This is a genomic window from Myroides odoratus, from assembly GCF_965118575.1.
Classification (GTDB): domain Bacteria; phylum Bacteroidota; class Bacteroidia; order Flavobacteriales; family Flavobacteriaceae; genus Flavobacterium; species Flavobacterium odoratum_B.
This window is the reverse complement of sequence record NZ_CBCPHW010000006.1, coordinates 122,185-144,885: the sequence shown is the minus strand read 5'-3', so window position 1 is coordinate 144,885 and position 22,701 is coordinate 122,185. Positions and strand designations below refer to the sequence as shown.

Below are 22,701 nucleotides of genomic sequence, written 5' to 3'. Positions count from 1 at the left end.
GTGCTTTATTTCCAAGTATTACTTCGCTGGTTCTGTTTATCCATATACTCTCGGATTTTGCGGTCTTCCCAGTCTTTACCTAAAAAGAAGTGGTAATTATAGGTTTTCATCCAATCACTTACTAAGCCAATTCCCCAGGAGAAAACTACGATTAAACTCCACATGAAATTAGAATTTGTCATTAAGTTCAAAAGTATTAAAAAAGTATTAGCCATAATATACACCGTTAGATGGGCGTAAAATTTTTTAAGTCTCTCCACTTTCTTTTTCGCTTCGATCAATATTTCTTGTTCGTTTTCTTGTACATCGATAATTCTCATAGGTTCAAATAGTTTAGTTAATATAGGAATTTGTATTATAAATTTGGTTTCGGTTTGTTCTACTTTAATGGGTTTATTGGTTAATAAAGCATAGCGATCCGCAATATTCGTTAAGCCAATCCCCTTCCGTTTTTCGTTTACTTGACGGAGGTTTAAATTATTTTCTACCAGTAAATAACCATTTTCTTGTTTAATGATAATGTGCAAAGGATTGATAGAAGTCGCTTTGTTGTGCTTGATTACATTTTCTAGCAACAACTGCAAAGACAAAGGCACTACTTTTGCATCAATTTGTACCGTTGATGGATCAATTTCATAAGTTAGACTCTCTTCAAAACGCATTTGAAGTAATTCAATATACGTTTTAGCAAAATCCAACTCTTCCTCTAGGGGTACGAGTTCTTTATTCTTCTGATCTAAGATATAGCGATACGTTTTGGATAAACCATTGGTAAACTCTTGGGCTTTTTCGGGATTCTCTTCTATTAAAGCATTGAGTACATTTAAACTATTAAAGAGAAAATGAGGGTCTAATTGATTTTTTAGGCTTTCAAATTGAGCGGAGACGCTTCCGGTAATCACCTTTTGCTCATCAATACTCATTTTCTTATCTAAAGAAGTAAAATAGGTATAATAGTATATATACACTAAGATACTAAAGAAAAATGCAGTACTGAAGATAGAGCTAAAACCACTTGAATCTATAAAATAATCAAAGTTTCTATTGCCAATCAAATGCACATCAAAAATCTTCAAACCTAAACTCAAAAGCCAAATAAGCCCAAAATTAACTGCCGTTACAATAGCTGTAACTTTGTGTACACTATTCTCTTTTCCATCGAGTGATTGTGCTAATTTCTTCCAATACTTTTCTTTCCAAAATTGGTTAACCAGAATAATTATTCCAACAAAAGACACGAGATATCCTAAAAAAAGGGACAAATCCATGAAATGCAGCTTTAATACCTTTGTAAAAAGAATGAATACAATAAAGGCTAAGAGTATTATTTTGACGTAATTATTTTTCATTTTGTTTGGTATAGGGTTCTATTCCTTTTTGGGGAATGCTCTTTTTTGTTTTTTCTTCTATAATCAACGAACTTGGTTCCTCTTTAATAAAAGTTGAATTAACCGCGAATCCTGAAACTAATTGGAGCGCCAATTGGATTACTGTTACAAGGATCAAAAATATAAATTTCATATCTACTTGGTTTGATTTACAAGACAAAGATTAAAGGATAAAAAAGATAAAAAAAATAATAGTGGACGAACTGTAATTTTAGTAGGATGAATTGTAAAAGGAGTAATGTTTTGATTTCCAATCTAGAAAAAACAGATGTAGCAAAGATGAATAAAAAGACTTTATTTATAAGAAAAGAGTTAATAATAATTATAAATTTGCAGTTCTAATCGGTTTTAAAAATTATGGTTTATAAATTCAGAGTTATCCTTGATACTGAGGAAGATATTTTTCGCGATATTGCTATTTTAGAAGAAGATACTTTAGAAGATTTACACAATGCAATTGTTAATACCTTTGGTTTTGACGGTATGGAAGCGGCTTCCTTTTATGCTTGTGATGATAGTTGGACTCAACTCGAAGAGGAGATTTCTCTTTTTGATATGAGTGAAGATCAGGGTGCAGGAAAAACAATGGGAACAACGCCAATTAATACAATCTTGGATGAGGAGCAGACGAAAATCATTTATGTTTATGATTTCTTAAATATGTGGACTTTCTTTGTAGAATTAGCCGCTATTGAAGAAGAAGAACCCGGTACTTCCTATCCAGAATTATTATTCTCTCACGGTATTTTACCGGATCATATTTCTGCAAAATCATTCTCTGCTGACCCAGTATCTAATGAAGATATTTACGGCGATTTTGACGATGATTATGACGAGGAAGATTATGATCTATTCGATGGGGATGATAGTTTCACAGACTATGGTGAAGAGGACAACTGGAACTAAAATTCTACACTTATAAAAATAACGGATCTGCAAGGATCTACTACATACTTAAAATATTATGATCAATCTTTTTAATGCGCACATAGAAACTTTATCTATTCATAGAGTTGGAAATAAAAGTAGAAATGAAGCTATCTTTTTATCAGATGAGCCTTATAGCTTAAATGATGAAATTGCTCCATTATTAAAAGAATATTTCTTCAAGCCTTTTCGCGAGAAAGAAGAAAGTTATTTCCAGTTTGTACATGATGTTGATTTAGAGTTCAACGATATGTTTAATTATGCAGCAGAGTTATTTAATGCGCCTTCTAGTGAAAAATCACATGAAATAGCTAAAAAAATCACCAAACACTTATTTGAGCAATCGAATCATCCACACATTAAAAATGGAGAAGTTTATGTTACGTATTTAACAAATGCTTCTATTGATAACAATGTAGTAGACGCTATTGGTATCTTCAAAAGTGAAATTAAATCTGACTTCTTGCAATTTCAAGAAAATGGCTCCAATTTAGAAATGATCTTACAGCAAGGCATTAACTTAAACAAGTTAGATAAAGGTTGCATCATTTTTAATTATAAAAAAGAGGAAGGGTACAAAATCCTAACGATTGACAGTAACCGTTATGATGCTCGTTATTGGTTAGAACACTTTTTATGTGTTGATATTTTCCAAGATGAAGCCTTTATGACTAAGAAATATTTGAAATTCTGTCAAGATTTTGCTAAAGATGTTGTTTTACCTGCGGAAGACAAAAAAGAAGAAGTAATGTTTATGAATCGCTCTGTCAACTACTTTGCTAAGAACGATGAATTTGAAGAATCTAATTTCTTAAATGAAGTCATTGACAATCCCGATTTGATTTCCGAATTTAAAAATTACAAAGTAGATAAAGGAGAGAAATACAGTATTGAAGATACAACTTCGTTTCCAATTGCAAATAATGCCGTTTCTGATGCGCGTAAGAAAATCAAAAATGTCATTAATTTAGATACGAATATTCAGATTAAACTTGATTTTATCAATCCTGAAAGTGCAGATAAATTTGTAGAAAAAGGATGGGATGAAGAAAAGCAAATGTATTACTACTTAGTATATTTCAACAAAGAACAAAAATCATAGCATAAAAAAAACCGAGACAATGTCTCGGTTTTTTTATGGTTTATTTATTTCACTACGATTTTATCCGTAATTTTTCGTTCTTTACTTTCATAAACTACGATGTAGTTTCCTGTTTTTAGTTGCGGAATTTTTACTTTATTTTCTCCTTTTTCAACAGCAAAGTCTTGAGTTACTTTTTGTCCTGCCATATTAAAGAAGGTTACAGTTCCCTTCTCATCTTTAATGAGTACAGTCAACTCACCATTAGTAACCGGGTTAGGATACATACTAAATATATCTTCTGTCAATTCAAAATCCTCTATTCCCATATTTGGACGACGTTCTCCGAAACCAACAGCAAACCACGCGTCATATACGGCAAAGTACTCTTCTGAATCTACGCCATATAAATCTTCGACAACCGTTAATGTTGCTTCTACCGCATCAACATATTGTGAATTTGCACCTAGTTGAGTCATCATAGCTTGAAAAGCAATTTGTTCTGCTTTTTGCAATCCAATACCCGATACAACATAATCATCTCCTTTATCATTGACGCCTGATCCTCCTTCACTTACTAAGTAATACCAGTAGTTAATAACCCCACTATTGGTATGTACACCTCCTTGATCTGCTGCTCCAATTCTTGTACTAGCCCAAAATTCTCCTTGATATGTACTCGGTTGTTTACCACCTGCACGATTATTTTTCGGATTTTCCATGCTTCTCATATAGGAAACACCTCCAAATTTAGCCACCCCTGTACCAATTAACCAATCGGCATCCGTAACGGCATAATGTTCAATTGAAGTTCCAAAAATATCTGCAAATCCTTCATTCAATGCGCCTGATTCCCCTTGGTATTGTAATCCACCTCTACCATTATTACCAATAACCAAATGCGTAAATTCATGTCCTGTTACATCAATGGCTACTAAGGGATTAAAATAACTAGACCCTCTTCCAAACATCATAAAATTAAAAGGTGCTGACATGGCTACCGCATTATCAGGAAATCCTGAATCATCACCATCCATAAGCACAGGGTTATAGAAAGCTTTAATTTCTCCACCTGCTCCATCATAGCTATCTCTATGATGTATCTCTTTATAATAATCATAGGTATTGGCTAATCCCCAATGGATATCATTCATTGGGCTTTGAGGAAATGTTGTGGATGTATGTTCCACGAACTCCCCTCTCCCTCTGTAGATATCCCATTCATTTTGCATATTTTCAGCATTGAAAGTTGTTAATTTTCGATCTGTATCAACTAGTTGATATTTGCCATTCTCTAACTTTAAACCCAAAGGTAAATTATTGCGATAAAATCCATTACCTACGCCTGGAATATTCGCATGAGCAAGTAAAGATATTTCATTGACAACTTCTCCTTTTTCAACCTCTATAAATACATTTTTACTTATAATTTTTCCCGAAGTCAAATCGTCTATACGTACTTTATGTGCCAAAACAAACACGCCTTCTTGTTTCGCAGAAGGCACAAATACAGTTTCTACTGGATACTCTACCCTACTTTCTGAGGCTACTTTATTGACTTGAAAAGCAATAGTCACTGCATTTTCTTGTGAAATAGCTGGTTTTCTATTTACGTTCGCACGTAAACTATACGGGCTTTTTTTATTTTCGATATTAATAATTGTCCCATTCACAGAAGTTACGACTCCCTTTTTGCTGTGAACAATAAACATCTGTCCATCTACAGGGTAATTACCCACATAATGTTGATAGGTATTGTGCACTTTACCAGAACCATCGGTATAACTATGCAACAATTTAAACGTATTCGTTTCGAATAATCCGAAAAATTCATTTGCTTTGGCTAAGAATTCTGCTTCCGTTAGTTTCGTTTTTTGATCCATTCGGATTACAAATGAACCATAGCTATTTAACGGTTTATACGTGGGTAATTGGCTGGTATATACTTCTACATTACTTACTTCGTCTGTTTTAACTGTACTAGCATACCCATTTCCTACAAGAAGGAAAGAGGCTAATGCAACATAAAAAGAAGAAGTATATAGGTATTTTTTTTTCATAATCCTGTATTATTTAGATTAGGTTTAAATTATTTTGGAAATATACCAAAAAATACTTAATGATTATTTAACAAAACAATTCTCACAAACATTTAACACTTTTTAAAACTACTCCCTGAAAAATAGCCTTCTTTCAAGTATCATCTGCTCCTTATATGCTAATATAAATTTGAAAAATAAAACGCCTAAATTAATTTATCTCAATTTTTAACATAGTATTTCGGTTCATTTTTTTTGAATTTGATTTTATCTTCCTATAATTACATCTACTTAGGTAAAAATAGTTGTCATTTGAAAGTAGAAATATATAGTTCACGTCATACAAACAGTTGGAATGCTTTTTTAAAGCAAGCAAACAACGCTAGTTTTTTATTCCATCGCGATTTTATGGAGTATCACAAAGATCGCTTTTGCGACCATTCTCTTTTAATTTATGACACCGATAAACTAATTGCGTTAGTACCTGCACATATTCAAGATCAAGTGTTATGCAGTCATTTTGGACTGAGTTACGGGGGTATTATACATACTTCCGCTCTCACGCTTTCACATTTTCTGTCTATTCTAGAAGCAATTGCGGATCATTGCAAAAAACAAAACATAACTGCTCTAATTTTAAATGAAATTCCCTCTATCTATCAGACGATAAGCAACAATTATTTGTCCTTTGTTAGCTATGCGTTACAGGCTTCTATCCAAAACATACAACTCTTTTCTACTGTGGATTTTAGCGCGCCACTCACTTTAAATACCAATCGCAAGCGTATGGTTCAAAAGGGAATGCGTCAGGGTTATTTTATTCAAGAAGATCAATCAGCCACTTCTTTTTGGCAAGAAATTTTAATTCCTCGCTTACAGGAACGCTACCAAACGAGTCCGATTCATTCTTTGGAAGAAATTACGACTTTAATGCGTACATTTCCCCAAGCGATTAAACAATTTAATGTTTACAATGCCCAAGGAGAGCTTGTAGGGGGTACCCTGCTTTTTATTCATCCTCATGTGGTTCACCTTCAGTATATAGCTGGAAAAGAAGAGGACAATGCGCAAGGAGCCCTCGATTTACTTATCTATACGTTACTAGAGCAATATAAAACTAGCGTTCGTTATTTTGATTTTGGCAGTAGCCACATAAGTCCGAAGCAAGTAAACCCAGGTTTACTCTATTGGAAAGAGAGCTTTGGTGCGAGAAGTATTCCGCAATACTGTTATGTTTTTAACATGGATAACCTCAGCAAAGCGAGGGGAATAATCGATTGATAATGCTTACTTTTGTCGGTATTGATTTGTTTACTTGTAGCAATGGCGCACTCTTTTAAAATACCGTATACCCGTTTAATCCAAATAGATAAAGCTTCTACTACGCCTATCTATAGGCAGATAGCTAATCAGTTTAGCAATGCTATTCAGCGCAATATAATTCCCATTCAAACCAAATTGCCAGGAAGTCGAAAACTCGCTGAACTCCTGCAAGTCAATCGCAATACGGTAATTGCAGCCTTTGAAGAACTCATTGCCCAAGGTTGGTTAATTAGTTACCCTAATCAAGGTACTTTTGTGCATCAGTCCAAATATCAAGTCAGCAGTAAATCGCATGCTTTTCCATTGACAACGGGTTATACCTTTGTGACAGACAATCGCTTAGATATCCCCAACCATCAACACAGTTGTACCTATTTTTTTACAGATGGTACGCCTGATATTCGCTTGGGGTTACAAGAAGAAATAGCAGCTGTTTTTAGTGCGACTCTCAAGCGAAAACAACAAATCAAATATTTTGACCCTTATACTAAGAAGAATCAAATATCCTATAAAAAACAGGTGGTCAATTACTTGAATTTGACGCGAAATATTCAGGCAACACCCGTCCATTTACTAACCACATCAAGTAGTACAACTGCTTTATATCTATGTGCTCAATTATTTTTAAAAGCCGGAGATCACGTCGCTATCAGTGAATACAGTTATTATGGCAGTAATGTTATTCTACAAAAAACAGGAGCTCATTTGCATACCATTCCCCAAGATGAGGAAGGGCTAAATGTAGCTGCCTTGGAAAAACGCTGTCAACAAATACCGATTCGCCTGATGTACTTAACTACAAACAATTCCTATCCAACGACCGATTCGCTCAGTACACAACGCCGAGTAAAACTTCTGCAATTGGCGCATCAATACGACTTCATTATCATCGAAGATGACCCCAATTTTGATTTCTATTACAGCCAAAATCCCTCTCTGCCATTAATTAGCAATGATCCAAATGGCCGGGTAATCTATATCAGTACGATTGGTAAATCCCTAGCTTCAGATTTTACCAGAGGTATACTTTTGGCTCCAGAAAATGCAGTGTTTGAACTTGAAAAATACAAAGCTTTAATGGAGAAGAACAAAGACTACTTTACGGAGCATACTTTAACTGAATTAATAGAAGAAGGTACTTTATTTCGCCATCAAGTCAAAGTCAATAAAATCTACAAAGAACGCCGCGATTACTTTTGTAAACAATTAGCTTCTCTCTTTGGTGATGCTATTGATTTTACCTTTCCAGAAGGGGATTTAGCCCTTTGGATCACCTTTACACAACCTGTAAATTTAATGCGCATCCGCACTTTTTGTTTGCTCAATGATTTATATATTCCCACGACTTTACTCTATCAAAGTAAAAAATTAACCGCTATTCGCCTTGGATTTGCGCATTTAACTTTGGATGAAATAGAGGGTTGCTTGGTTATTTTTCATGAAGCGTATTTGGAGGCTATTGATGGTGATGGGTTAGAGGTGAAAGGGTATGGGTTATGACAAAAAAACAAGGGTGAATTGCAAAGCAATTCACCCTTGTTTTTTTATAATGAGGAGTGATTTTTACTATTTTTGAATTAAGAAAATTTACCCTTCACCCATTTCCCTTAACCCTTCACCTAATTTGTAAACAACAATTCGCGGTATTTGGTCAAGGTCCACAACTCATTATCTACCATCATTTCCAATTTATCACTGTGGTAACGAATAATATCAAAATAAGGTTTTACAATATGACAATACATTTTTGCTTGTTCTTCCAGCTCTTCAACTGCATTCGCTAGCTTGCGTTGATCAACCATTTCAGCTACTTTAATATTGATTTGCGCAATATGGTAAGATATTTTCTTTAAGATATGCAGTTGTTCTGCAGCGAATTCTTTATATTCCTCTTCACCAAAAATTTCTTTTAATCCTTTTACGTTGTCAATAACTAGATTTTGATATTTTATTGCTGTAGGAATCACGTGATTTTTAGCGATATCTCCTAAAACACGTCCTTCAATTTGAATGCGTTTTACGTACTCTTCCAATTCAATTTCATAACGCGCTTCTACTTCCACCTTAGTCATTACTTGCATCTCTTCAAACACAGCAATGGACGCTGGGTAAACTTTTGCTTTTAAGGCTTCTGGTGTTGTTTTATGGTTGCTCAATCCACGTCTTGCCGCTTCTTCTTCCCATTCTTTACTATATCCATCACCTTCAAATAAGATACGCTCACTTTGTTTAATATAATCGCGTAAAACATTGAAAATAGCTTCGTCTTTTTTCAATCCCCCTTCAATCAAACGATCTACCTCTATTTTAAATTCTTTTAACTGTTTGGCAATAATGGTGTTTAAAACGGTCATCGGGCCTGCACAGTTCGCTGTTGATCCAACGGCTCTAAATTCCCATTTATTTCCAGTAAAAGCAAAAGGTGAAGTTCTATTTCGATCAGTATTATCTAACAATACATCTGGAATTTTCCCAACAACATTTAGTTTTAAATCTGTTTTTTCTTCTGGAGATAGTTTACCATCTGTCACTACTTTTAACTCTTCTAAAACCTTGGTCAATTGTTGACCAATAAAGACAGACATAATTGCAGGCGGTGCTTCATTTGCTCCTAAACGATGATCATTACTTGCAGAAGCAATAGCTGAACGCAATAATTCTTCATTGTCATTCACTGCTTTAATTGTATTGATAAAGAAAGTCAAAAATTGTAAATTGCTTTTTGGTGTTTTACTAGGGCTCAATAAATTGATTCCTGTATCCGTCGCTAAAGACCAGTTGTTGTGTTTACCTGATCCATTTACTCCTTTGAACGGTTTTTCGTGGAATAACACTTTAAAATTGTGCTTTTCCGCTACTTTTTTCATTACATCCATCAACAGCGAATTATGATCCACTGCTAAGTTGATTTCTTCAAAAATAGGGGCTAATTCAAACTGATTTGGAGCCACCTCATTGTGTCTTGTTTTTACTGGAATTCCCAATAAAATACAGTGATTTTCTAAATCGTGCATATAGTTTAATACACGAGTTGGAATTGATCCAAAATAATGATCATCCAATTGTTGTCCTTTGGCTGCTGTATGCCCTAACAAAGTTCTACCTGTAGTTAAGATATCAGGTCTTGAGGCAGCTAAAGCAGCATCAACTAGAAAATATTCTTGCTCCCAACCTAACGTTGGGCTTACTTTTTTTACATTTTTATCAAAATAACGCGCTACTTCTGTTGCTGCATCATCAATAGCATTAATAGCTTTTAAAAGCGGTGTTTTATTGTCTAATGCTTCTCCTGTATAGGAAATAAATACCGTTGGTATACATAAGGTAGAACCAAAGATAAAGGCAGGTGATGTTGGATCCCAAGCCGTATATCCTCTTGCTTCAAATGTATTTCTAATTCCTCCATTTGGAAAACTTGAAGCATCTGGTTCTTGTTGTACCAATTGTCCTCCATTAAATTTTTCAACGGGATCCCCATCAAATTGTGTTTCAAAAAAAGCATCGTGCTTTTCTGCTGTGGTACCTGTTAACGGCTGAAACCAGTGTGTATAATGTGTCACTCCTTTTGAAAGTGCCCATTCCTTCATCCCTAATGCGATGTAATCCGCTAATCGGCGATCAATCTTTATGCCCAACTGTGCATTCTTTACTGCCTGATACGCTTCAGGAGTCAGAAATTGGCGCATCGACTTGTCATTAAAGACATGATCTCCAAATATTAATGATTTTCTACCCAGTTCTTCTACCTTCACAGCTTGTCTTGAAGCTGCTTTTTCAATTGCTCGAAAACGAAATGTTGACATAATTACATTTTTTAATGGGACACCCCCTATTTTGACAATACAAAAGTAATAAAAAACAAAAAAATACAATACACACCCCCTAAAAAAATAACATTAATTTTAAAAAAAATAAATATACAGGTAACACAGCCTCAAAAATCAAGGGATATTCTTCTTTTTTCATCTTCTATTCTCTGGAATCAAGTACAAAAATTGGGGAGGAATAGATAAGACATAACGCTTTTCCTTACCTAATGATGGTACTAGATGAACGAATGGGATGCGACCTTTCGTGCTCAAGGTGGGCGGTATGTCGTCGAACGGAGTTGCTAGATTGAATTTAGCATGCAATCCTATATATCCTTCAAGATTGACTAACTGTGTAGGATTTTTGCTAGCTTTTGATTTTGATTCTGATTTGTTCTATGCAGTAAAAATAAAAAACAGCAATTAACCTTCCGTTAATTGCTGTTTTTTATTTTTACTTCTACTTTTTATCTCTTTCTTATATATAAAGAACCTTTTGTATTAATACTTTTTGTGTATTTCTACATTTTGTAAGTTGTATTTTACTACGGCATCATCATAGCTCAATGGTTTTACCTCTTCCTTTACCGACTGACTTGTGGTTCGTTTGATAGGATCTAAAGCCGGAATATACACAACTCTAAATTCTTGATTTCGAATATAATTCATAGGTCCATTAGGTCCACTTGCGTTAGCAAAGAAATCCAAAGGTACCGTAGCACGTGCAATAATTTCAAAATCCTCAGGGGCAAAATTAAAGAGATACTCTAATTCTTCATCTTTCTGTGTAGCTGCGTCATTAACAAAATAACGAATTGGCAAAGGTGTCCAGATAGGATCTCCTTTTTTAGTAGTTCCATCTTTGATATAAATCAAAACAACATCACCAATATGAAGATCTATAGGATGTGTTACGAAGTTACTTGCTACATTTTCATTCAAATTTTTATCAAAACTCAATCGAATATCCATCACGTACGGGTATTCATTTCCTCCATCAGGTCCTTGAGGTCCAGGGAATCCTTGCGGTCCACGAGGTCCTTCACAGCTTATGGTAAACAAACTTCCCAATACCACTGCGCATACTAACATTATTTTTTTCATACCATTTCTTTTTTACCTATTTCAAATGTATTGTTTATTTTATAAGATAAATTCTTTATTAAGACATTTTTAGCAATTTAAGGCCAAATCAATAAGAATATCTTCATTTCTAATTTTAAAACTAAGCTTCTTTTAGCAAAGAACAAAACAAATCAATAAAAAATGTATTTGTAACCTTACAATCTCTTATTTTTATATTGATTTTATTTCAAATTCTAAACTGTCTCATGAAAAAATTTAGCTACCTCTGTTTTATTTTTATAAGTCTATCTGCTTTTGCTCAACACCTAAAGCCCGTTGTAGAGCTACAGGAGATTAAACATAGTTTACACTTAGCAGAAGATATACAAAGACCCTATGCTACAGATTCTCTATATCAGCTAACTCAATATGAAACAGTGTATCGTTCTCCAGAAATGGGATTAACCAATAAATGGGGACTTTATTACAACAAGGAAAAGCATGTTGCAGAAATCGTAATACGCGGATCCGTAAATAAAGGAATTAGTTGGTTGGCTAATTATTATGCGGCGATGTTACCCGCAAATGGGACTATTTATTTAACCCCTGATCAACCCGTTGATTATCGTTTTGCTGAGGATGAAAAAGCAAGTGTTCATGCCGGATGGGCGATTGCTTCTATCTATCTACTGCAAGATATGAAGCCTAAAATTGACAGCCTCTACCAAGCGAATACGAAAGAAATTATCATTTCAGGTCATAGTCAAGGTGGTGTAATTGCCTACTTAATAACAGCTCAGCTCAAGCAATGGCAAAAAGAGGCTATTCTTCCTAAAGATATTACTTTTAAAACCTATACGTTAGCAGCTCCTAAACCGGGTAATCAATATTTTGCTTATCAATACGAAAAGGAAATGAATCAATGGAGCTATTCCGTTATTAATACGCAAGATTGGGTTCCTGAAGTTCCGCCGACCACGCAACGCTTTGAAGACTTCAATCCGATTAGCCCTTTTAGTAAAGAAAATATCAACCAAGCAATTAAAAAAATCAGTTGGCCTAAAAGATGGTTTGCGCGCAGAATTTACAACCGCGTAAATAACCCTACAACTAAAAGTGTAAAGCGTTATTCCAACCTACTTGGTCCTTTTTTATTCAAACAAATCAACAAAACTTTGCCTGATTTACAAGAACCTATCTATCGCGTAGAGAGCAATTATAGTCGTTGTGGAACACCTATTATTCTTGATGGTTTATTCAATGCAACCTATCAAACGCAATTTAATCGTTCAGACAACACCATGACCCATCATTTACCGAAGGCTTATCTTTTTTTATTAGAGCAAAACACACACAACTAGTAGAAAAAAGTATACTTCATATCTTGAAACTGACAAACTACCCCCATTTTAATCAATAAGAGGCATTTATCTTTAGCCAATTTTGTATTTTAATCCTCCTAATATTCGATTTTATATAGCTAAAAATCATAATTTTTACACTTTTACCCTGAAAAATAAAAAAAAATTTAATTGAAAAATCACCCAATTTAAGCAATGATAATTAATTATTACCGCTAAAAAGAAAATGGATTCCTATTCTTTAAAGAAAAAAAACAAATATTACCTTATAAATTTAACAATGTTAAACTAACATATCAATAGATTTTAATTTGGATTCTTATAAAATTCTAACTAAACTAGCATTGAAATTGAATTAATATCAACAAAGAAGTTTTAAACCGGAATAAACAATACAAAAGAAAAAATACAAAAGAAACAAACAACACACAAACAAACAACACAAACTAACCTTATGAAACTTGAATTATTTGAAGAAATACAGCGTACGCTTAAGCACTTTGTACGGCATTTTTCTAAGATTACACCCTTTGGTAACTTAAACTCTCTTGCTTTTCAACATTATCATTTCAATAATTTTAAAGCAATGACTTGTACTTTATTTGAAGCCTTACTGCATATCAATTATGCACAGCTACAAAAAAGCGAAAATCAAATCACGTACAAGACGTCCTTTTCACTCACCTTAGATTCATCCCTGGAGTTAATACGAGAAATTGAGTTTTCTAAAATTCAGCAAGACAAAAGAAATAAAATACTAGCAGCAGTTCAGGCAGAAATTAAAGATAAATTTTTAAAACATCCCGTAAATACCTATACCTGCATTAATTTTAATTGTCTCGATAGAACCAAACAGATGTGTGCCTTAATTGGAACGATTCATTTATCGGAAAACAACGAATTCACCGTCAATCTCTTTTATTTAAAAATAGAAACCCAACAAGAAGAATTGCTTTTAGATTTTAATTTTTATCTCAAAGACAAAAACAAACATCAAACCATATACAATACCTTATTAGAAACTGAAACCGCCGATGATATAAAACTACTTACACTCGTACACAACAACAACCTATCTATCAAAGAGTTTGAAGAGAACATGGTATATTTTTATGGTGACAATTTAGCCAATTATCGAAAAAAGGAACGCTTTTTAAAATCTTTAGAGTTACTCCTTTTTTCTCAAAACTCAATAGAAGATATCGCAAAAACTTGTGAAAAAATAAGATCGCCCTATAGCTTAACGCATTTTTTTAACAGCAAACGCTCTTCTAAAAATAATGCGGTTATTCGATACAATATACAGTAATATTCACTGACCAAGTACAGTCTACAGCTAATGTCTATACAAGTCATTAGCTGTAAATTGTAAACGCATACATGTTTGTATCTAAACAATCATTACTCATCTCTCACCATAAATCAATAACTAGCTTAATACATTAAAAATCAGTTAGTCGTCAAAAAAGTAAAGGGGATAACCCTTTTTTTTATATCTTTGTATCCAAGTGTCTTATATCCTTATGTTTGACAAATCTTATTTTATGAAGAAATATTTATCCATATTATTCCTGTCTTTATCCGTACTCGTTACAGCTAATCCAATTATCAGTTGGAACTGTAAAGATATGGTCATGACTGGTTGTATGGAAATGAAGGAAGACACCCAGCCTTGTTGCTCCAACGAGCCAATGAGCAAACATCAGAACATGGCTGATATGCTATGCTGTTCTCCAATGGCACGTATCCATACCGTTCAAACTGATTTGCAAATTGAACAAACAGAGGCTACACCGAATACAAAAGAAAAGAAAGCTGCGATACAATCTAAATGGTTTAATTCAGACTACTTGACCGATTTAAAATCCATTGATTTAACTTCTTCTTTCTTTGTGTCAATTCCTGTAGATGGTTTTAAATTTACAGCCACGGATCGACTTTCCTATATATGTACATACCGAATATGATACCGCTAATTCTTAGTTAGCCTGCTTTTATATTGAATTTTTTCGGCCATTTCTAGGTCTTTGATTATTCTTTGATGACTCTTTACTTGATCTGTTTACTTGATCTGTTTTGATCGACTTGCTAACTCAGAATTTCTTCAACAATTTTTCTCGAAACACTTTATTTTTTAGTTCCTAAATGAAACACACAACTGTTTTGTATTCAAATACTTGTATGTGATTTTTTCATATCTTTAACTAAAAGATTGCTCTAATTGTAGGTCTATTTCTTAGAAATACGATCTAATTGGTGTTTCCTATAGCGTATCATTAACACTTTTAAAGACATCCTATATGCTTAATAAAATCATTAAGTACTTCTTACATAATCGATTAATTACGATGCTTATCTTAATTATCGTCATCGTATGGGGATTAATTACAGCCCCTTTTAATTGGCATCAAAACCTATTGCCAAGCGATCCTGTTCCTGTAGATGCAATTCCAGATATTGGTGAAAACCAACAAATTGTTGCTACAGAGTGGATGGGACGATCCCCCAAAGACATACAAGAACAAATTACGTATCCACTAACGACCTCCCTTTTAGGAGTTCCAGGTGTAAAAACCATTCGCAGTAGTTCGATGTTTGGCATGTCTTTTATCTACATCATTTTTGAAGAAGATGTAGAATTTTACTGGAGTAGATCCCGTATTTTAGAAAAACTAAATTCCTTACCCACTGGAACATTACCTGAGGGGGCTATTCCTACTTTAGGGCCCGATGCAACTGCTTTAGGGCAAGTATATTGGTACACCTTGGAAGGAAGAAATCCTCAAACCGGTGAACCTACGGGAGGTTGGGATCCTGATGAATTGCGTACGATACAAGATTTCTATGCAAAATACAGTTTAGCATCCGCAGAAGGGGTATCAGAAGTTGCTTCTATTGGAGGCTATGTAAAAGAATACCAAGTAGAAGTAAAACCGGATGCAATGCGTGCGTATAAGGTTTCTATCATGGATATTATGAGCGCCATTCAAAAAAGCAATTTAGACATTGGAGCAGAAACCATTGAGATTAATAAGGCGGAATATCTCGTTCGCGGTTTGGGGTATATAAAAAGTATCCAAGATCTAGAGGATGCCGTTGTTACGGTTCGAAATAACACGCCTGTAAAAATAAAAGATGTTGCCTTCGTCAATTTAGGTCCTGCTACCCGTAGAGGAGGTCTGGACAAAGAGGGGATTGAAGCCGTTGGCGGGGTTGTTGTTGCGCGTTATGGTGCAAACCCCATGGCAGTAATTGACAATGTAAAAGGCAAAATCAAAGAGATGGAAGCGGGTCTTCCACAAAAAACACTAGCGGATGGGACGATTTCTAAAGTTACTGTGGTTCCCTTTTATGACCGTTCGGGTTTAATTAAAGAAACCATTGGCACCTTAGAAACAGCCTTAGCCCATGAAATACTTATTTGTATTATTGTGGTGATTGTATTAGTAATCAATCTTCGCGCCTCTATTATTATTTCTAGTATTCTTCCCATCGGTGTATTGGCAACCTTCATCATCATGAAATACATGGGTATTGAAGCAAATATCGTTGCTTTATCGGGTATTGCCATTGCTATTGGTGTTATGGTGGATGTAGGGGTCATCTTCGTCGAAAGTATTATACGCCACATGGAAGAAGAACGGGAACGGGGGGTGCATAGCAAAGGACAGGCTTTCATCAACTTAATTGTCAAAGCCGTTTCTGAGGTATCTGGTGCCCTATCAACCGCTATGCTAACAACTATTATTAGCTTTCTACCTGTTTTTGCCATGGAAGCGCAAGAGGGTAAATTATTTAGACCTTTAGCGTATACGAAAACCTTTGCTTTAGTATCTGCTTTTATATTAGGTATTATTATCCTACCTACCCTAGCCTATTACATTTATTCCATTAGAATTGACAAGGCAAAAGTACGTAAAATAGCAAACTATGGTTTGTGTATTTTAGGTATTGGTTTGTGGATTTATACAGGCGTTTTTACGGCAATTGCTTTAACCTTTGTTGGAATAAATAACTTGTATACACCTAAATGGAGAAATGAAAAAACAGCCAACTACATCAATGTTGCGCTTACTTTATTAGTTGCCATTTACTATTTAGCCATTGAATGGTTACCGTTAGGAACACAAGCAAATACAGGAGTAAACTTCCTATTTGTCATTCTTGCTATTGGTAGTATCCTTGGAATCTTATGGTTGCTAGTGATTTACTACGAACAGATTTTGAGATGGGCCTTAGCCAACCGTTGGAAATTTATGACCCTTCCAATTCTTACGATCGTTTTCGGTATATTGGTCTGGTTGGGGTTCAATACTTCCTTTGGATTTGTGGCAAAAGGATTTGAAACTGTCGGTTGGAAATCTTTTAGAGAGACAACCTTTTGGCAAAAATCAGTTGAAACTTTCCCGGGAATTGGACAAGAATTTATGCCTAGTTTAAATGAAGGATCCTTTTTACTCATGCCTACGAGTATGCCTCATACGGGAATTGAACAAAACTTAACCTTTATTCGAACTTTAGATAAACGCATTCAAAACATACCTGAAGTAGAACTAACCATCGGTAAATGGGGACGAGTAAACTCAGCCCTTGACCCCGCTCCTACTCAGATGTTTGAAAACACCATCAATTATAAACCCGAATATTTCTTGGATGAAGATGGACATAGACAACGGTTTAAAGTTACCAAAGAGGGCGAATTTGAATTAATTAACGGTTCTACCTATGCGGTTACTAACGGCTATCGTCAAGTACCTAGAGATAGTCTTATTGCAGACAAAAAGGGAAAATTCTTCAGACAATGGCGTCCTGAAATTAAAAACACAGATGATATATGGCAACAGATTGTCAACGTCTCTCATCTACCTGGCTTAACCTCAGCGCCAAAATTACAACCGATCGAAGCGCGTTTAGTCATGCTTTCAACCGGTATGCGCGCGCCAATGGGATTGAAGGTTTCTGGACCTGACTTAGAATCAATTGAAGAAGGGGGAAAAGCCTTAGAAACGGCTTTAAAAGATATTCCCTCTATTATGTCATCTACGGTATTCTATGATCGTGCGGTTGGAGCTCCCTATATTGAGATTCACTTGAATCGAAATAACATGGCTCGCTATGGTATTACGGTTGCCGATTTACAAGAGGTATTAGAAGCCGCAGTTGGAGGTATGCAGTTGACAACTACCGTTGAAGGAAGAGAACGCTTCCCTGTTCGATTGAGATATCCACGCGAATTAAGAGATAATCCTGAAGCACTAGCCAAACTATTGATTCCTACAGGAACAGGCATTCAAATTCCATTAAGTGATGTTGCTGATATTACCTATGCCAAAGGTTCACAAATGATTCAAAGTGAAAATACCTTCTTATTAGGGTATGTTATATTTGATAAAATAAGTGGTAAAGCAGAAGTAGATGTCGTTCGCGAAGCGGATCAAGCGCTGAAAGCTAAGCTTGATTCTGGTGAATTAACGCTACCGAAAGGGGTTACCTACAAATTTGCTGGAAATTATGAACAACAGGAACGAGCAACACAGCGCTTACTGTATGTAATTCCCATGAGTCTATTGGCTATTTTATTGATTTTGTATTTCCAATTCAAAACAATTACAGCCTCTTTAATTCACTTTTCTGGTGTTTTTGTAGCTTTTGCAGGTGGTTTTATCCTGTTATGGCTCTATGGACAACCTTGGTTTATGAATTTCTCTATTGGCGATATGAATATGCGCGATTTATTCCAAATGCACAATATTAATTTGAGTATTGCCGTCTGGGTAGGGTTTATTGCTTTATTTGGTTTAGCGACCAATGATGGGGTATTAATGGGAACTTATATTCACGATACTTTCGAAGCTAGAAATCCTCAAACCAAAGGCGAAATTCGAGAAGCTGTTGTTTATGCAGGACTAAAAAGAGTGCGTCCAGCGGCAATGACTACAGCCACGGCATTGATTGCCTTATTGCCTGTGATGACCTCCACGGGCAAAGGAGCTGAAATCATGATTCCAATGGCTATTCCAACTTTTGGAGGGATGCTTATCCAATCCATGACCATGTTTGTCGTTCCGGTATTTCAATGCTGGTGGAGAGAATGGGCCTTAAAAAAAGAACAAAAATCAACTGAAAAAATCGCTAACAATGAATAGAATATCCGCCATAAAATTAGCTGTATTTGGTGTATTATCATTTACAGCAACCGCATGGGCACAAGAAACTCCTGTAGATTCTCTTGCCCATTATACCCGCCTAGCCATGGAAAATAATCCAGGATTAAAATCACAGCGATTTGCTTATGAGGCTTTTTTAGAAAAGATTCCTCAAGCAGGCGCCTTCGACGACCCTGAATTATCGATGGGTTTTTATACGAAACCCATGGATATTGTCGGTGGAAGACAAATTGGGGACCTTACATTAATGCAAATGCTTCCTTGGTTTGGTACAAAAAAATCGGCCAAAAAAGAAGCCAATCACATGGCTAATATGCAGATGCAACAATATAGAGAGGCTAAAGAAGCTGTAATTTTACAAGTACACACCCAATGGTATGTCGTACAAAAATTACAACAACAAGTTAGCAATGCGCAACAGAATAAGAAGCTGTTGGAACAAGTAGAACAATTAGCACTAAAGAAATTCTCCTCTCCTTCTGGGGCAACAGCCTCGAATAGTATAGCGACTTCTGCTACTTCTACCAGTAGTACAACAAGCAGTACAAATTCCACAGGTATGGGTGGAATGAGTATGGGTGGAGGAACAACAGCTACAACAACTTCTACCCCCTCAACAAGTAGTACTATGGCAAGTATGGGCGGCGGCGGAAGTGGTTCTAATATGTCTGATGTATTGAGAATTCAATTGGAAACCATTGAAATTGAAAACACAATTGAAAGCTTACAAGCTCAAATTAAAGCCGAAAAGGTAAAACTCAATGCTTTATTAGATCAAGAGGTACATGCAACACTAACGGTTCCACATGAAATTAAAAAAGTAGCCTTTTTGATGACCGATGCGGATATCCTTGCAACAATCGAAACAAATAATCCAATGCTAGAGATGCTCTCAGAAGAGGGGCTTGCTTATAAAGCAAAGGCAGAAATGGATAAAAAAATGAGTTATCCTATGGTTGGTCTTGGGGTACAATATATGATTATTGGAAAAACCAATGATCCTATGTTAGGCATGGGAAATATGAATGGCAAAGACATGATCATGCCCATGGTTACGCTCTCACTCCCTATTTTTAGAAAAAAATACAAAGCCCAACAAGAGGAAGGTAAAAAATGGTGGCAATCGAGTGATGAGAAATACAAAGATACCTACAATACACTAGTAGCTTCGTATTACAGCTTTAAAAATCAAGTAGACGATACCGAACGAACTCTTACACTTTTAGAGAAACAAACCACATTGGCTGAAACGACATTCAATCTAATTATCAAAGAATTCGCAACGGGAAAAAGTGATTTGACAAATGTAATTCAGGTACAACGTCAACTTTTAGACTATCAGCTTAAAAAAGCAGAAGCTGTAGCTACGTACAATACGCTTGTAGCGTCAATTAAAAATATTACAGCTACTACTAACGATTTATAACCCATAGACAATGAATAAATTAAACGATATATTTAAAAACAAACGAGTGAAATACGCAGTTATTCTACTCGTAGGTCTTCTTTTAGGATGGTTAATTTTTGGAGGATCAGCAACACATGAACACAATGGTGAACCAGCTCCTACAGAAGAAGCAGCTGTCATTTGGACGTGTTCCATGCACCCGCAAATTAAAATGGATAAACCCGGAAAATGTCCTTTATGTGGGATGGACTTAATTCCTTTAAAATCGTCAGATAGTGGAGATGATGCCATTGATGATGATGCCATACAAATGTCTAAAGAAGCAGTAGCTCTCGCCAACATTCAAACGACAAAGGTAGGTCGTGATGCGGCCATCAAAGACATACAATTGTATGGAACCATTCAGGTAGACGAGCGTTTACAACAATCACAGACCTCCCATGTGAATGGTCGTATTGAAAAGCTATACCTTAATTTTACGGGTGAATCTGTCAAACAAGGGCAATTAATTGCGTCTATTTATTCTCCTGATTTATTAAATGCTCAGCAAGAGCTATTGGAAGCGCAAAAACTAACTAACTTTCAACCGTTACTCCTCGATGCCGCCAAAGAAAAATTGAGATTTTGGAAAATGTCTGATACGCAGATTAACAAGATATTAGCTACGGGAAAAGTTTCTCCTTATGTGAGTATTACCGCCAATACAAGTGGTATTGTGACGGCTAAAAACGTCAATCAAGGGGATTATATTACCCCAGGTTCCGTTTTGTATACCATTTCTAATATGACTAAACTTTGGGCTATTTTTGAGGCTTATGAAGGGGATTTACCGTTTTTAAAAGAGGGAGATTTACTGGAATATACGCTTCAAAGTGTTCCTGGTAAAGTATACAAAGGTAAAATTTCGTTTATCAACCCCATTATTGATGCTACCTCGCGTACAGCAAAAATTCGCGTAGAAACAGACAATAAAGACCAGGTATTAAAACCAGAAATGTATGCCACTGCAACCATCAAAGCACCAATTCAAGAGCACAATACGCAATTAATCATCCCCAAATCAGCGGTACTCTGGACGGGTAAACGCTCGGTTGTTTACATCAAACAACCGCATACCAATACGCCTGCATTCAAGATGAGAGAAATTGTCTTAGGCCCTTCCTTAGGGGATAACTACGTTGTACTATCTGGTTTAGAAGATGGGGAAGAATTGGTTACTCGTGGGGTATTTACGGTAGATTCCAGTGCGCAATTAGAAGGAAAACCCAGTATGATGAACAATACTACATCTACTGCTACTCCAACCGATAAAGAAGAACACACAATGTTTACGGTTGCGGGAAATTGCGATATGTGTAAAGCGCGTATTGAAAAAGCAGCCAAAAGTGTTGCTGGTGTAGTGAGCGCCAAATGGGAAGCTAAAGATCAAATGCTACACTTGAATTTTGATGCTTCTAAAACGGATCAAAAGAAGATTAGCAAAGCCATTGCCCAAGCTGGACATGACACGGCTCTAGATAAGGCTACAGACAAAGCGTATGATGCCTTACCTAGTTGTTGCCTATACAGTAGAACAAATGTCAATTCAACTACACAAGACCACAGCAAACACGGTTCTACTTCTACATCGAAAGACCCAATGGCAAAAGACCCAATGGCGAAAGACCCAATGGCGAAAGACCCAGTTACGAAAACTTCGATGACAAAAGCTCCAACTCAAGAACACGCGATGCTCAAGGTTAAAGGTAATTGTACGATGTGTAAAGCGCGCATCGAAACAGCTGCCAAAAAGGTAGTTGGTGTTTCCACTGCGGTTTGGGATGTTAATTCAAACATAGTACACCTGAATTTTGATCCCGCTAAAACCGATCAAAAGAAGATTAGTAAAGCGATAGCTGCTGCGGGACATGATACCGCTTTGGACAAAGCTCAGGACAAAACCTACAATGATTTACCTGGTTGTTGTCAGTATGAGCGCTAAATAACACCAACATCAAGGATAATCGTTGAAAAAGTGGATACCCAATTTTCTAACTTTCAATCAGTTATTCTATTATTTTCATTTTTATGCAATTATCCTTGGTGTTTCTGTAAAAAATAGAATATATTTGCACCATCAAAATGAGAAAGTAT

Annotated in this window: 15 protein-coding genes; 10 read left to right on the top strand and 5 right to left on the bottom strand. The window is 35.6% G+C overall.

All coding sequences use genetic code 11. The features are described from left to right. Positions 1-5 precede the first annotated feature (5 nt). Both ACMHJ2_RS07045 and ACMHJ2_RS07040 read right to left on the bottom strand, forming a co-directional pair. Complete coding sequence (locus tag ACMHJ2_RS07045) at positions 6-1,349, bottom strand: 2TM domain-containing protein (protein WP_413512243.1); 1,344 nt, start codon at positions 1,347-1,349, stop codon at positions 6-8. After that, on the bottom strand, positions 1,339-1,521 hold the full coding sequence (locus tag ACMHJ2_RS07040) for a hypothetical protein (protein ID WP_413512242.1): 183 nt from the start codon (positions 1,519-1,521) through the stop codon (positions 1,339-1,341). The genes ACMHJ2_RS07045 and ACMHJ2_RS07040 overlap by 11 nt, the downstream gene beginning before the upstream one ends. 224 nt (positions 1,522-1,745) lie before the next feature. Between ACMHJ2_RS07040 and ACMHJ2_RS07035 the strand changes: the two genes are divergently transcribed. Together ACMHJ2_RS07035 and ACMHJ2_RS07030 are read left to right on the top strand one after the other, a co-directional pair. Further along, positions 1,746-2,294: an IS1096 element passenger TnpR family protein gene (locus tag ACMHJ2_RS07035; RefSeq protein ID WP_413512241.1), complete on the top strand. Its 549-nt coding sequence runs from the start codon at positions 1,746-1,748 to the stop codon at positions 2,292-2,294. 58 nt (positions 2,295-2,352) lie between these two features. Continuing rightward, positions 2,353-3,417, top strand: coding sequence for a nucleoid-associated protein (locus ACMHJ2_RS07030; RefSeq protein ID WP_413512240.1), 1,065 nt, complete (start codon positions 2,353-2,355; stop codon positions 3,415-3,417). A gap of 44 nt (positions 3,418-3,461) precedes the next feature. Here ACMHJ2_RS07030 and ACMHJ2_RS07025 read toward each other — a convergent pair whose 3' ends face one another. Continuing rightward, positions 3,462-5,456, bottom strand: a complete 1,995-nt coding sequence (locus ACMHJ2_RS07025; protein WP_413512239.1) for a M4 family metallopeptidase — start codon at positions 5,454-5,456, stop codon at positions 3,462-3,464. A 291-nt stretch (positions 5,457-5,747) separates the two neighbouring features. Between ACMHJ2_RS07025 and ACMHJ2_RS07020 the strand changes: the two genes are divergently transcribed. Both ACMHJ2_RS07020 and ACMHJ2_RS07015 read left to right on the top strand, forming a co-directional pair. Beyond that, entirely contained in the window at positions 5,748-6,716 is a 969-nt protein-coding gene (locus tag ACMHJ2_RS07020) for a GNAT family N-acetyltransferase (protein ID WP_413512238.1), read from the top strand. Between the two features lie 42 nt (positions 6,717-6,758). Beyond that, the gene (locus ACMHJ2_RS07015; protein WP_413512237.1) at positions 6,759-8,258 is read left to right on the top strand and encodes a PLP-dependent aminotransferase family protein; all 1,500 of its coding nucleotides are present in this window, start codon (positions 6,759-6,761) and stop codon (positions 8,256-8,258) included. 119 nt (positions 8,259-8,377) lie between these two features. On the opposite strand, the gene ACMHJ2_RS07010 is transcribed toward ACMHJ2_RS07015, so the two are convergent. Both ACMHJ2_RS07010 and ACMHJ2_RS07005 read right to left on the bottom strand, forming a co-directional pair. After that, the gene (locus ACMHJ2_RS07010) at positions 8,378-10,561 is read right to left on the bottom strand and encodes a glutamine synthetase III (protein WP_413512236.1); all 2,184 of its coding nucleotides are present in this window, start codon (positions 10,559-10,561) and stop codon (positions 8,378-8,380) included. A gap of 507 nt (positions 10,562-11,068) precedes the next feature. Beyond that, the gene (locus tag ACMHJ2_RS07005) at positions 11,069-11,671 is read right to left on the bottom strand and encodes a collagen-like protein (protein ID WP_413512235.1); all 603 of its coding nucleotides are present in this window, start codon (positions 11,669-11,671) and stop codon (positions 11,069-11,071) included. Positions 11,672-11,898: 227 nt separating this feature from the next. Between ACMHJ2_RS07005 and ACMHJ2_RS07000 the strand changes: the two genes are divergently transcribed. The 6 genes from ACMHJ2_RS07000 (at position 11,899) to ACMHJ2_RS06975 (ending at position 22,549) form a co-directional block, all read left to right on the top strand. Further along, positions 11,899-12,993, top strand: coding sequence for a lipase family protein (locus ACMHJ2_RS07000; RefSeq protein ID WP_413512234.1), 1,095 nt, complete (start codon positions 11,899-11,901; stop codon positions 12,991-12,993). Positions 12,994-13,447: 454 nt separating this feature from the next. Further along, positions 13,448-14,302, top strand: coding sequence for a hypothetical protein (locus ACMHJ2_RS06995; protein ID WP_413512233.1), 855 nt, complete (start codon positions 13,448-13,450; stop codon positions 14,300-14,302). Between the two features lie 235 nt (positions 14,303-14,537). Beyond that, positions 14,538-14,960, top strand: a complete 423-nt coding sequence (locus ACMHJ2_RS06990; protein WP_413512232.1) for a hypothetical protein — start codon at positions 14,538-14,540, stop codon at positions 14,958-14,960. 333 nt (positions 14,961-15,293) lie between these two features. Continuing rightward, entirely contained in the window at positions 15,294-19,139 is a 3,846-nt protein-coding gene (locus ACMHJ2_RS06985; RefSeq protein ID WP_413512231.1) for an efflux RND transporter permease subunit, read from the top strand. Further along, the gene (locus ACMHJ2_RS06980; RefSeq protein WP_413512230.1) at positions 19,132-20,586 is read left to right on the top strand and encodes a TolC family protein; all 1,455 of its coding nucleotides are present in this window, start codon (positions 19,132-19,134) and stop codon (positions 20,584-20,586) included. Before ACMHJ2_RS06985 ends, ACMHJ2_RS06980 begins: the two co-directional genes overlap by 8 nt. 10 nt (positions 20,587-20,596) lie before the next feature. Further along, complete coding sequence (locus ACMHJ2_RS06975) at positions 20,597-22,549, top strand: efflux RND transporter periplasmic adaptor subunit (RefSeq protein ID WP_413512229.1); 1,953 nt, start codon at positions 20,597-20,599, stop codon at positions 22,547-22,549. The last annotated feature ends 152 nt before the right edge of the window (positions 22,550-22,701 follow it).